Here is a 12,043-nt window from a genome sequence, read left to right as displayed (position 1 = left end):
TCGTTCGAACCGTGTCATTGCACGCTCAGTTCTTCTCGATCCGGATCACCTGCGGCCGTCCGCTGATCACCTTGTCCTTCTGCACGGCGGCGAGCGCGCGGCGTACCGCGTCCTCGTGCGTGGCATAGGTGATCAGGATGACGGGCACGGGCACCGCCTTGCCATCTGCCGGCGCAGCGCCGCCATTGGGATGACGCTGCACGATCGACTCGATCGAAATCTTCTGCTCGGCGAGCCGGGTCGCGATCGCAGCCGCAGTGCCGGGGAAATCACGCGCCAAGAGACGGATGTAGTAGCCGCCCTCGTGACGCTCCATCGGCGCCTTCTTGGTGTCGCGCAAATGCGAGATCGGCCGGCCGAACGGATTGGCGCGGATGCCGCGCGCAACATCCGCGATGTCGGCGACGACGGCGGATGCGGTTGCAGCACCGCCCGCGCCGGGGCCGACCAGCGTGATCGGCGGAATGCCCTCGCCATCGATCGTGACCGCATTGGTGACACCCATCGCCTGCGCGATCGAGGAGGATTTTGGAACCATGGTCGGATGCACGCGCTGCTCGATGCCCTTGGCGGTGCGCACGGCAACGCCGAGCAGCTTGAGCCGGTAACCGAGATCGTCAGCGGCGCGCAGATCTTCCGGCGCGATGGAGGAGATACCTTCGACATACACCGCGCTTTGAGCAACTTTCGTGCCGAAAGCGAGGCTGGCGAGAATGGCCAGCTTTTGCGCGGTGTCGTGGCCATCGACGTCGAAGGACGGGTTGGCCTCGGCATAGCCGAGCCGCTGCGCATCCTTGAGGCATTCGGCGAAGGACAGGCCCTCCTGCTCCATCCGGGTCAGGATGTAATTGCAGGTGCCGTTGAGGATGCCATAGACGCGATTGATGCCGGTTCCGGCAAGACCCTCGCGTAACGTTTTGATGACGGGGATCGCAGCACCGACCGCTGCCTCGAAATTCAGCGCACCGCCGTGCTTTTCGGCGGCCCTGGCAAGCTTCAGACCGTGCTTGGCCAGTAGCGCCTTATTGGCGGTGACGACCGATTTGCCGGCGTTGAGCGCGGCTTCAACTGCCGACAGCGCGGGATCGCCGGCGCCGCCCATCAATTCGACGAAGCAGTCGATCCCGGGATGCGTGGCCAGCGCCATCGGATCCTTGACCCATTCGACGCCGCGCAGATCGACGCTGCGCTTTTTGGCCTTCGAGCGCGCGGTGACGGCGACGACGCGAATTGCCCGGCCGCTGCGGCCGGCAAGCACGCGGCTTTGCGTTTCAATCAGACGGACAACTTCGGCACCCACGGTGCCGAGCCCCGCTATGCCCACTTTCAGGGGTGCGACCATGATGCTTTAGTGAACCTGCAGAAGAGAATTAGCGCCGGTTGGCGAGCGGAACGACGTTGTGCAACGTTTCGATGCCGCTTTCAAGGAAGCGGCGCACGCCGCGCGCGGCCTGCCTGATCCGTTGCTCGTTTTCCACCATGGCGATGCGGACATATCCTTCACCATGCTCGCCGAAGCCAACGCCGGGCGAGACCACGACGCCGGATTTCTCCACCATCAGGGTCGCGAACTGCATGCTGCCGACGCTGCGGAAGGCCTCCGGCAGCGGCGCCCAGGCGAACATCGAGGCATCCGGCGGTGGAATGTCCCAGCCGGCGCGGCCGAACGATTCCACCAGCGCTTCGCGGCGCTTGCGGTAGGTGTCGCGCATCTCCTTGATGCAATCGTCGGGGCCGTTCAGCGCGGCGGTCGCGGCGACCTGCACCGGCGTGAAGGCGCCATAGTCGAGATAGGATTTGACGCGGGCGAGCGCTGCAATGACGCGGTCATTGCCGACGGCAAAGCCCATGCGCCAGCCAGCCATCGAATAGGTCTTCGACATCGAGGTGAACTCGACGGTGACGTCGATCGCGCCGGGCACCTGGAGCACCGAGGGCGGCGGGTTGCTCTCGTCGAAATAGACCTCGGCATAGGCGAGATCGGACAGGATCAGGATCTCGTGCTTCTTCGCGAACGCAACGAGATCCTTGTAGAAGTCGAGGCTCGCGACATAGGCGGTCGGGTTCGAGGGATAGCAGACGACGATCGCCAGCGGCTTCGGGATCGAGTGCACGATCGCCCGCTCCACCGCCTCGAAGAACTCTGGCGTCGGCTCCGAGGGCACCGAGCGGATCACGCCGCCCGCCATCAAAAAGCCGAAGGCGTGAATCGGGTAGCTCGGGTTCGGGCAGAGGATGACATCACCCGGCGCGGTGATCGCCTGGGCCACGTTGGCAAAGCCCTCCTTGGAGCCGAGCGTCGCCACCACCTGAGTGTCGGGGTTGAGCTTCACGCCGAAGCGGCGCTCGTAATAGGCGGCCTGGGCCCGGCGCAGGCCTGGGATGCCGCGGGAGGCCGAGTAGCGGTCGGTGCGCGGCTTGCCCAGCGTCTCCTTCAGCTTCTCCAGCACATGGGCCGGCGCCGGCAGGTCCGGATTGCCCATGCCGAGGTCGATGATGTCGGCCCCGGCATTCCGCGCGGCCGCCTTGGCCCGGTTGACCTGCTCGAACACGTAAGGCGGAAGGCGGCGGATGCGGTAAAACTCGTCCATGGCTCTCTGGGCTCCGGGCAACCGGTCAGGACAGAATCGACAGGCTACGACGCCCGTCTGAAAGGCGCCCGCCCCTTGCGTAAAAATCGCTCAAAATCAATTACTTGGAGCGAATTTCGGCGACAAGGGCTGAACACCTTCGCCCTGACTCTCGGCTGAACTGAGGTCTTTTTAGCACGGAGTGGCGGGGGCGCCAGCGATTACCTTGCACCGCGCTACTTCGCATCCTTGGCGGCGACGGACTGGCGGTCGCGCGCGGCGGCAAGCTCGGCTTCGATCTTGGCGCGCTGGTCCGGCGGGATGACCGCTTGATCACGATCGGGCGGCAGATCGTGCACCGGAAGGTAGCTGCCGGGCTCCCTGGGATGGGCCTGCCCGTCGGTGGGCGTGTAGTCAGCCAGCTGACTCGAGCAGCCACCCAAGGCAAGCGCCGCTATCAGCAACGCGCCACAGATCGGCAGCGACTTTTGCAGGTCCCTCAACGCCAACACTTGGGAAATCCCCACCTCGTCCCAAAGCAAGCCGCCGGAGACTAACCCGACAACCTGCCCAAGCTCAAACCATTGCTGCCCACAAATGGTACGAGCGAGAATACTTCCAAGGCCCACTGGTCCAAGACGTGCCTTCTGATTGTGACAAAACCAAGGGCTCTGTCGCAGTGCAGCACATCTTGCAGCGTGTTTAGCGCCAAAAATGCGAGCTTCGCGGTGACGAATACGGAATGAATCGTTACTGTTCTGCTCATGAGTACCGCCACGACCGATACGCCCAAACCCGAGACGAAGTTCGATGCGAACGCCTTCGCGATGAATGTCGCGCAGGCGATGGAGAGCGGCGGCAAGGCGCTCGCCGCGTATCTGAAGCCGCGCGAGAGCGGCGAGGTGCAGGACCGCCCGCCGGCCGAGCTGACGGAAGTGGTCAAGACCTTCACCTCGGTCGCCGAATACTGGCTGTCGGACCAAACGCGTTCATCGGACCTCCAGACCAAGCTCGCCAAGGACTATCTCGACCTCTGGGGCTCGGCGGCGCGCCGCATGGCCGGCCAGGACGCCGCACCTGCGATCGCGCCCTCGCCGCGCGACAAGCGCTTTGCCGATCCGGAATGGAAGTCGAACCAGTTCTTCGATTTCATGATGCAGCTCTATCTGCTCACGACCAAATTTGCGCAGGAGCTGGTGCACGATGCCGAAGGGCTCGATCCGCAGACCCGCCGCAAGGCCGAGTTCTACGTCCAGCAGCTCACCAACGCGATCTCGCCGTCGAACTTTGTGCTGACCAATCCGGAAGTGCTGCGTGCGACGGTCGCGAGCAACGGCGAAAATCTCGCGCGTGGCCTGAAGATGCTGGCCGAGGACATCGCGGCCGGCAAGGGCACGCTGAAGATCCGCCAGTCCAACCCGGACAATCTCGTCGTCGGCGTCAACATGGCGACGACGCCGGGCAAGGTGATCTACCAGAACGAGATGATGCAGCTGATCCAGTATTCTCCGACCACGGAGAACGTGCTGCGCACGCCGCTGCTGATCATCCCGCCCTGGATCAACAAGTTCTATATCCTCGATCTCAAGCCGGAGAAATCCTACATCAAATGGTGCGTCGACCAGGGCGTCACCGTGTTCGTGATCTCATGGGTCAATCCTGACAAGCGGCTCAGCGGCAAAAGCTGGGAAGACTACATGAAGGAAGGCGTGTTGACGGCGATGGACGTCATCGAGCGCGCCACCGGCGAATTGAAGGTGCACACCGCCGGCTATTGCGTCGGCGGCACCATGCTCGCGACCACGCTGGCCTGGCTCGCCGAGAAGCGCCGCCAGCGGGTGGCGTCGGCGACGTTCTTTGCCGCGCAGGTCGACTTCACCCATGCCGGCGATTTGCTGGTGTTCGTCGACGAGGACCAGATCGCAGCGCTCGAGCAGGACATGAAGACGGCCGGCGTGCTCGAAGGCTCCAAGATGGCGATGGCCTTCAACATGCTGCGCTCCAACGATCTGATCTGGTCCTATGTCGTCAGCAATTATCTGAAGGGCCAGCAGCCGAGCGCGTTCGACCTGTTGCACTGGAATTCGGATGCGACGCGGATGACCGCGTCGAACCATTCCTATTATCTGCGCAACTGCTATCTGGAGAACCGGCTGTCGACCGGCACGATGGTGCTCGACAACACCCTGCTCGACCTCTCCAAGGTCATGGTGCCCGTCTACAACCTCGCCACCCGCGAGGACCACATCGCACCGGCCGAGTCGGTGCTGTACGGCTCGCAGTTCTTCGGCGGGCCGGTGAAATACGTGCTGTCCGGCTCGGGCCACATCGCCGGCGTCGTCAATCCGCCGGCCTCGAACAAGTACCAGTACTGGACCAACGACAACATCAAGGACGTCACCGTTGCGGACTGGCTGAAGGGCGCGGTCGAACACAAAGGCTCATGGTGGCCGAACTGGCGCGAATGGCTGGGCACGCTCGATCCGGAGGAAGTCCCGGCGCGCGTGGTCGGCAGCGAAGCCCTGCCCCCGATCGAGGACGCGCCCGGCAGCTATGTCAGGGTTCGTGCATAGCGCAATGGCGCGCGCTTTCATATAAGCTCACGACATCTAAGCTCACGAGATGGATTTTGGAGGGGACCGGACTATGACGCGTGAATTGTTCTGGCTGACGTGCACGGTGATCCTGACCGGGATCCTCTGGATTCCCTACACCATCAACCGCTGCCAGGTGCGCGGGCTCGGTGGCGCGATGGCCAACCCCTCACGCGCAGACAAGCCGCAAGCCGAATGGGCGAACCGGCTGATGTTCGCGCATGACAATGCGGTCGAGAACCTCGTGCTGTTCGCGCCGCTGGTGCTGATCCTGAACGCGATCGACTATTCCTCGAAATGGACCGTGCTCGCCTGCGCCGTCTATTTCTGGTCACGCGTCGCGCATCTGATCGTCTATGCGCTGGGGGTCCCGGTGTTCCGCACGCTGGCCTTCACCGTCGGATTCATCGCGCAAGCCGTGCTGGCGGTGGCGATCTTCAAGGTGGTCTAGAGATCAGGCCCCAGCCTTGCGAACGACGAGATTCAGCATGTTGGCTGGTGTCTGATCAAAACTCTGGATCACAGAGGTCTCCGACGTCAGCGTGAGCCACGGCCCCGCGCTGGCGTAGGTCGCCTCAAGCCACTCGGGCGATACGTAGCTGTAGTACCGTCCGAGGCTGTCGCGCCCATCGTCCTCGCCCATCTTGTAGCTGGCGTAAAACACGCCTGACGGTTTGAGCGCGCGATGAATCCTTCCGAGGATGCCGGCGAGTTCGTCTCGCGGCACGTGCAGCAGACAGGCACTCGCCCAGACGCCGTCATAGGCCTCTTCCGCGTCCAGTTGATCGAACCGCATCGCCTCGACGGGATGACCGAGCCGTCGTGACGCGATCTCCGCCATCTCCGGCGAGCCATCGGTCGCGCGCACCGAAAAACCTTCGGCCAGCATCACCGCCGAATGATTGCCGGCACCGCAGCCGAGCTCGAGGATCGCGCCGCCTGGTGACAGCAGGGCGAGAAAACCCCGCAGCCGCGTCGATGGCGCCTTCGCCCAGTCCGCGTAAGACTGGGCGTTCTGCCGATAGAATTGCAGAGTGGTCTCGTCCATGCGGTCACTCGCTCCCGGAGGCGCTACCTCCTACTCCTCCGGCAATCCCAGCATCAGCCGCATGTTCTGCACGGCCGCACCCGAGGCGCCCTTGCCGAGATTGTCCAGCCGCGCGACCAGCACCGCCTGATGATATTTGTCGCTGGCGAAGACATAGAGCTCGAGCATGTTGGTCTCGTTGAGCGCCTCCGGCTCGAGCTTGCCGCCCTCGCTCTGAAGCGGCATCACCGAGACGTATTTCGAGCCGGCGTAGCGCTTGGCTAGCGCGGCTTGCAGGTCAGCACCGCTCGGCTTGCCCGGCAGCGCGTCGAGCTGGAGCGGAATCGACACCAGCATGCCCTGCCGGTAATTGCCGACCGAGGGGATGAAGATCGGCCGCCGCGTCAGGTTGGAGTAGAGCTGCATCTCCGGCAGGTGCTTGTGCTCGAAACCGAGGCCGTAGAGCTCGAAGGACGGCGCGCTGCCGTCTTCAAAACTCGCGATCATCGACTTGCCGCCCCCGGAATAGCCGCTCACCGCGTTCACAGTGACGGGATAGTCAGCCGGCAACAGGCCGGCATCGACGATCGGCCGCAGCAGCGCGATCGCGCCGGTCGGATAGCAGCCGGGATTGGAGACCTTCTTCGCGGCCTTGATCTTGCCGGCCTGGTCCGGCGTCAGCTCGGCAAAGCCATAGGCCCAATCCGGCGCGACCCGGTAGGCGGTGGAGGCGTCCAGCACCTTCGGCCCCGAAGCGCCCATGCTGTCGACCAGCGCGACGGTTTCCTTCGCGGCATCGTCAGGCAGGCAGAGGATGACGAGATCGACCTCCTCCATCAGCGCCTTCTTGGCAGCGGGGTCCTTGCGCTTGTCGTCGGGAAGCGTCTTCACCACGACGTCGCTCTGGAGCTTGAGCCGCTCGTTGATGCCGAGCCCGGTCGTGCCCGAGCCGCCGTCGACGAACACGGTGGCGGGCTTCTTCATTGCGCCAGTGGTCGGGGCCTGTTTGGTGTCGACGAGACTGGTTTCAGAAAGACTCATGGCACGCTCCTTTCGAGCTTGTTGGTGTCACCGCCGGCACCTCGCCTTACGGAAACAGCGCGATCTGCTCCAGCCCCGCGGTTTCAGGAAATCCGAACATCAGGTTCATGTTCTGAATCGCCTGACCGGCCGAGCCCTTCACCAGATTGTCGAGCGTCGAAAGCACGATCGCCCGATCCTTGATGCGGTCGGCAACGACGCCGATCTGAACGTAGTTGGAGCCGCGTACGTTCTGCGTCTGCGGCAGCACGCCCTTTTTGGCGACATGCACGAACGGCTCGTTGGCGTACGCTTTCTGCAGCGCCGCCCGCAGATCGTCGGGCGTTGCACCGTTGAGCTTGACGTAGGAGGTGCAGAATTCGCCCCGCGCCATCGGAATCAGATGCGGCGTGAAATTCACCGTCACCGCTGAGCCCGCCGCGAGGCTGATTTCCTGCTCGATTTCGGGCGCGTGCCGGTGAGTGCCGACCGAATAAGGCGACAGCCCCTCGCCCGCTTCGCTGAACAGCGTACTCTGCTTCAGCCCGCGGCCGGCGCCGGTGAGGCCTGATTTCGCGTCGATGATGATGTCGTCAACGTCGATCAGCCTGGCCTTCGCCAGCGGAACCAGCGCCAGCAACACCGCCGTCGGATAGCAGCCGGGACAGGCGACCAGCCGGGCGGACGTGATCTTCTCCCGGTAGAATTCGGTCAACCCATAGACAGCCTCGCCTTGCAGTTCGAGCGCGCGATGCTCATGGCCGTACCACTGCGCATAGGTGTCCTTGTTGCGCAGCCGGAAATCCGCGGACATGTCGAGGATCTTGATCTTGGGATTGGCCTTGAGCACGGCCGCGATGATCTCCTGCGTGGTGCCGTGCGGCAGCCCGCAGAGCACCGCGTCGAGCTTGGTCCAGTCGACCTTTTCCCATTCCACGAGTTTTGGCAGGTCGAGCATGAAGAAATGCGGAAACACTTCGCTCATGGCCTTGCCCGCATGGGTGTTGGCGGTGAGCGCCGTGATCTCGGCATTCGGATGCCGCGCCAGCAGGCGCACCGCGTCGGCTCCGGTGTAGCCGGACGCACCGAGAATGCCGATCTTCTTCTTCATGCTCATCACACGCCCCCTTCAGGCGTAATCGCTTGCTGTGTTTGTACCGTGTCTGTTGCGAAGGCCAACGGTCTCGCTTCGCGCATCAGGCCTGCGATCGTGCGCGAGGCCGGATCCGCCTGTGCGCCAAGCGCATTGGCGATCGCCGCATAGTCGGCGTCGGACTTGTGCTGGTTGAGCTTGAAGCTGCCTTCGACCTCTTCAACCGTCATGACCAGACCCACGATCGCCTTCTTCATCGCCTCGAGCCGGCCCGCCGTCATCTTGGCCGACGTCCACGGCTTCTTGGGCAGCAGCCAGTTCTCGAACTTGTCGCTGAGCGTATCGATTTGCACCGCCAGCTCACTGTCCGACAACAACCGCACCGGTCCGGTTAGATGGACCGACTGGTAGAGCCAGGTCGGCACCTGATCCGGCGAGACGTACCAGTCCGGCGAGACATAGGCATCGGGGCCGTTGACCGCGAGCAGCCAGGAACTCGTCCCGTCCGCAAGCTTTAGCAGCGGATTGTGACGGGCGGCATGAAAGGCGGCCTGCGGCGTGCCGTCATCCGCATAGGTCAAATAGAACGGCAACGGCGAGGCGACCGGCTTGTGGCCGTCGAAGGCGCACATGGTGCCGAAGCCGCGCTCTTCGGCGAATTTCAGGCTCGCGGCGCGGTCCGGCTTGAAAAAGGGTGGCGTGTACATCGTGGTCTCCTGCTCGGCCTTCTTGGGGGCCGCCGGATCAGATCGCGCTGACAGGAGAGAGAATGCCGCGGATCGGATCCAGCGGCAAAGACGATGATCTCAAACGCGATCGACCGCCCGAACCGCTAAAGAGCGGCGGCGGCGACGGGCGAACAGAATGGTCGCGGCGTTGATCATGGTGCGCGGCTATTAAGGCCATATCGGCCCGACGTCAAGGTTTTGGAGCTGTCATTCCGGGCCACCGCAGCCTTGCGGTCACTACCATCTGGCCAGCCCGAGATGCCTGAAGAATGTCTCCCAGAAGGCCCCACCGCGGTTCAGCTCATACAGATGAGCGCCTGCTTGCTCGTTTCCACGAGCCGACGCCTTGCTGTACCAATTGATCGCCTGCTGGGTATCCTTCGGCACGCCCGTGCCACTCTCATAGGCCCACCCCAAATTGTATTGGGCCCAACCGTCGTTCTGATCTGCGGCCTTGCGCAGCAGGGATATGCCCTTGGCAAGATCCTGCGGCACGCCTTCGCCTTTGATGTGCAAGAGGCCGAGACCCGTCTGCGCGTACGTCGAGCCCTGCTCGGCCGCCTTCGAAAAGAGATCGAACGCCAGGGCAAAGTCCTGGGGAACGCCGCGTCCGTCCCGGTACATGGCCGCAAGCCGGGTCTGACTGTAGGCGTTGCCCTGATCCGCGGCCTTGCCGTACCAGTCGGCCGCCTGCTTCTCGTCGCGAGCCGTCCCTGTGCCAATCTCGTAGAGGTAAGCCAGTTGCTCCTGGCTGTAGACATCGCCCTGTTCGGCGGAGAGACGAAACCATTTGACCGCCTCGGCTCCGTTGCGCTTCGTTCCACTTCCGTCCCGATACATCGCGCCCAAATAGGACTGCGCGCGTGCATTGCCGATTTCGGCCAGCGGCTTCAACCGCTCCATCGCGCGTTGGAAATCATGCGCAAGATAAGCGTTCGCGCCGTCGGTGAAATCGGCACTGACCTCGACGACCGAGGCTGCTCCCTTCGGGGTCAGGCCGATCGGCCCGTACCTGAACTCATCGAGCTTATCAAACCCCTTGTCGATCGCGGAGGCAAACTCCGCGGGGCAGACCGGTGCGTCGAGCGTTAGGCGAAGAAGCGCATTGGAGCGAATAATTCGGCCATCGACGGCGATGGTGCCACTCACCTCGATCCGGCCGTGGACGGCTCCGTAACCCGTCCTGCCTTCGAACGTCGCCGAATAGGCGATCGGTGCTGGTTTCTCGTAGAAGAAGGTGTTTTCCGGAACCGTGAGTGAAGCGACCTCGCGGTATTCCATCGGTCGGCAAACAAAAGGCCGTCCAGTCGTCTGGCGTGCAGCCAACCGCAGGAGCGATCGCCTCGGATCAGTCAAAGGCAACATTCTGACGTGCATGGGCCGGTCCAGATCGATAGGCTTGCTGATCTGAAACGTTGATGTGATCGCGTAATCGTCTGTCAGCTCGCGCGGATTTGGATAAGTGTAATCACCGGCGCCAGTCAGGCCGGCCTGCTCGATCAGCGTCCTGGCGGCCATGCGTCGGTCTGCATCATCCAGTCCCTGCGCGAGCACGCGCCCCAGTTGCGCGCCGACGCTGGTCCCGGACAGGATCGACCGGGCTTCGCGTTTGCCATCATTGCCGAGGACGTAGTCCGTTTCCGCGGCCAGCCGGAAGCGCTCCGGTCCAGCCATAGGGATGCGGCCCAAAGCGCCCTTGTCGATGTTGAGAACCGGCTTGCCCGCGAGGTTCGGCGGCAGGGAGCCGAAGGCGAACAGCGAAGCGGTCGGATCGAGATATTGATCGATCTCCGGGACATAGGCGATCGCGTGGTCGAAATTCGGCGTGGCGACTTCGGTGAGCGTGTACCTCGCGTCCGAGTTCACCGCGACCAGATTGGCCTCAATGCCCTGGGCAGCAAGCAATGCCTTGAACAGCGTCGCATGCGCCTTGCAATCGCCGTAGCGCGACGCAAGCACCGCCGAAGCGGGCTGCGAGGTCCAGCCGCCGTCCTCAAGTCCAATCCCGACGTAGCGGATGTTTCGGGCCACCCAATTGTAAATGCGCTCGACTTTCGCGCGCGTGCCGATCGCATCGCCCGCAATCTCCCGCGACAGGCGCGTCAGCTTCTCATCCGGCCGCGCCATGGGCGCATTGCGTGCGTTCAGCATCGCCGCGAAAGCGGAATAGTCGGCGAACGTGCTCACCTCGAAACGCTCGGCACCCGCGAGAGTCTCATCGTCGATCTGGCGCGGTCTGGGCGCGTCTTGCTTGAAACGCACGCGATGGACGATTCGGTCGTTCACCCTCTCTTCACGGTGTTCGACATTGCGCAACGCGATCCGCAGCGGCCTTGATGCCGGTCCATCAACGGTAAGTTCGAGCAATTCGGGAGGCTGGCTCGCCGGCTCGCTCCAGGAGCGCGCAAATTCACCTGGAAATCTCGGTTGCTTCGCCTTGTAGACCAGACGCCCGCGGATACTGTCGCCGGGAGCAACATGCGGATAGGCGATGATCCTGTCGCGAACCTCGTCGAAATAGGGCGAGGAGGAATCTGTCGAAGCCGGTTGATCGCGGATGGCGCGCTCGTCGACCTCGACCACGCTGCCATCGGCCTTGAGAGTGGCAAGCGCCATCGACGACAAATCGTCAAAATAACTGTTGTACTGAAAGCTCTGCTGCGCGATCGCCTCGGCGCCCTTCTCGTCGAGCGCCTTGATTTCGAACTCGATGACCTCTGTACTCAGCCCCTTCTCATCGAATGTAACGGCGTAGCGCGCCACCGTTCGCCGCCAGCCCGGATCGACCCAGGCGGGCCGATCGGCGTCGGATGATTCTGCGGCATACGATTTGATGCATGGCGACGAGAGGAGCAACGCCACCAGGAAAGCTGAAGAAACGCGTACGATCATATGTTGACGCCCGGCCCCTAGGTCGGGAACTCAACTAACAGGCGAAACTTACCAGCCGCACTCTCGAAAAGAACGTCTTTTAAGTTTCTTCCGCGTCTTGGAGCTCAAGGCCTTGGAGC

At 63.1% G+C, this 12,043-nt stretch carries 10 protein-coding genes; 2 read left to right on the top strand and 8 right to left on the bottom strand.

Annotated elements, in window-relative coordinates; translation table 11 throughout:
* Positions 1–25 precede the first annotated feature (25 nt).
* From BMW89_RS32810 to BMW89_RS32800, 3 genes are all read right to left on the bottom strand, one after another.
* Positions 26–1,342, bottom strand: a complete 1,317-nt coding sequence (locus tag BMW89_RS32810) for a homoserine dehydrogenase (protein WP_092034473.1) — start codon at positions 1,340–1,342, stop codon at positions 26–28.
* 28 nt (positions 1,343–1,370) lie between these two features.
* Positions 1,371–2,591, bottom strand: a complete 1,221-nt coding sequence (locus BMW89_RS32805; protein WP_092034472.1) for an LL-diaminopimelate aminotransferase — start codon at positions 2,589–2,591, stop codon at positions 1,371–1,373.
* A gap of 215 nt (positions 2,592–2,806) precedes the next feature.
* A complete protein-coding gene (locus tag BMW89_RS32800) occupies positions 2,807–3,082 on the bottom strand; it encodes a hypothetical protein (protein ID WP_092034524.1) in 276 nt (91 codons plus the stop codon).
* 252 nt (positions 3,083–3,334) lie between these two features.
* Here BMW89_RS32800 and BMW89_RS32795 point away from each other — a divergent pair, with 252 nt between their 5' ends.
* The gene (locus BMW89_RS32795; protein WP_092034471.1) at positions 3,335–5,143 is read left to right on the top strand and encodes a PHA/PHB synthase family protein; all 1,809 of its coding nucleotides are present in this window, start codon (positions 3,335–3,337) and stop codon (positions 5,141–5,143) included.
* A gap of 73 nt (positions 5,144–5,216) precedes the next feature.
* The gene (locus BMW89_RS32790; RefSeq protein WP_092034470.1) at positions 5,217–5,615 is read left to right on the top strand and encodes an MAPEG family protein; all 399 of its coding nucleotides are present in this window, start codon (positions 5,217–5,219) and stop codon (positions 5,613–5,615) included.
* A gap of 3 nt (positions 5,616–5,618) precedes the next feature.
* On the opposite strand, the gene BMW89_RS32785 is transcribed toward BMW89_RS32790, so the two are convergent.
* From BMW89_RS32785 to BMW89_RS32765, 5 genes are all read right to left on the bottom strand, one after another.
* A complete protein-coding gene (locus BMW89_RS32785; protein ID WP_092034469.1) occupies positions 5,619–6,212 on the bottom strand; it encodes a class I SAM-dependent methyltransferase in 594 nt (197 codons plus the stop codon).
* Between the two features lie 30 nt (positions 6,213–6,242).
* Positions 6,243–7,232 carry an N-acetyl-gamma-glutamyl-phosphate reductase gene (gene argC / locus BMW89_RS32780; RefSeq protein ID WP_092034468.1) on the bottom strand — a complete coding sequence of 330 codons (990 nt, stop codon included), beginning with the start codon at positions 7,230–7,232 and terminating at the stop codon, positions 6,243–6,245.
* Between the two features lie 46 nt (positions 7,233–7,278).
* Positions 7,279–8,328 (bottom strand): N-acetyl-gamma-glutamyl-phosphate reductase, encoded by a 1,050-nt coding sequence (argC, locus tag BMW89_RS32775; RefSeq protein WP_092034466.1) that lies wholly within the window; start codon positions 8,326–8,328, stop codon positions 7,279–7,281.
* Positions 8,328–9,011, bottom strand: coding sequence for an FMN-binding negative transcriptional regulator (locus BMW89_RS32770; protein WP_092034464.1), 684 nt, complete (start codon positions 9,009–9,011; stop codon positions 8,328–8,330). Before BMW89_RS32770 ends, argC (BMW89_RS32775) begins: the two co-directional genes overlap by 1 nt.
* Before the next feature lie 258 nt (positions 9,012–9,269).
* Positions 9,270–11,924: a DUF3857 domain-containing protein gene (locus tag BMW89_RS32765; RefSeq protein ID WP_092034461.1), complete on the bottom strand. Its 2,655-nt coding sequence runs from the start codon at positions 11,922–11,924 to the stop codon at positions 9,270–9,272.
* Positions 11,925–12,043 lie beyond the last annotated feature (119 nt).

It is taken from the genome of Bradyrhizobium sp. OK095 (genome assembly GCF_900109945.1).
Taxonomy (GTDB): domain Bacteria; phylum Pseudomonadota; class Alphaproteobacteria; order Rhizobiales; family Xanthobacteraceae; genus Bradyrhizobium.
Note: the sequence above shows the minus strand (reverse complement) of the source record. Positions and strands in the feature narration are given on the sequence as shown.

Bases quoted from the DNA above. Each gene is read 5' to 3' on its own strand.
- BMW89_RS32810 (WP_092034473.1), bottom strand. From the start codon at position 1,342: ATGGTCGCACCCCTGAAAGTGGGCATAGCGGGGCTCGGCACCGTGGGT.
- BMW89_RS32805 (WP_092034472.1), bottom strand. From the start codon at position 2,591: ATGGACGAGTTTTACCGCATCCGCCGCCTTCCGCCTTACGTGTTCGAG.
- BMW89_RS32795 (WP_092034471.1), top strand. From the start codon at position 3,335: ATGAGTACCGCCACGACCGATACGCCCAAACCCGAGACGAAGTTCGAT.
- BMW89_RS32790 (WP_092034470.1), top strand. From the start codon at position 5,217: ATGACGCGTGAATTGTTCTGGCTGACGTGCACGGTGATCCTGACCGGG.
- BMW89_RS32785 (WP_092034469.1), bottom strand. From the start codon at position 6,212: ATGGACGAGACCACTCTGCAATTCTATCGGCAGAACGCCCAGTCTTAC.
- argC (WP_092034468.1), bottom strand. From the start codon at position 7,232: ATGAGTCTTTCTGAAACCAGTCTCGTCGACACCAAACAGGCCCCGACC.
- argC (WP_092034466.1), bottom strand. From the start codon at position 8,328: ATGAGCATGAAGAAGAAGATCGGCATTCTCGGTGCGTCCGGCTACACC.
- BMW89_RS32770 (WP_092034464.1), bottom strand. From the start codon at position 9,011: ATGTACACGCCACCCTTTTTCAAGCCGGACCGCGCCGCGAGCCTGAAA.
- BMW89_RS32765 (WP_092034461.1), bottom strand. From the start codon at position 11,924: ATGATCGTACGCGTTTCTTCAGCTTTCCTGGTGGCGTTGCTCCTCTCG.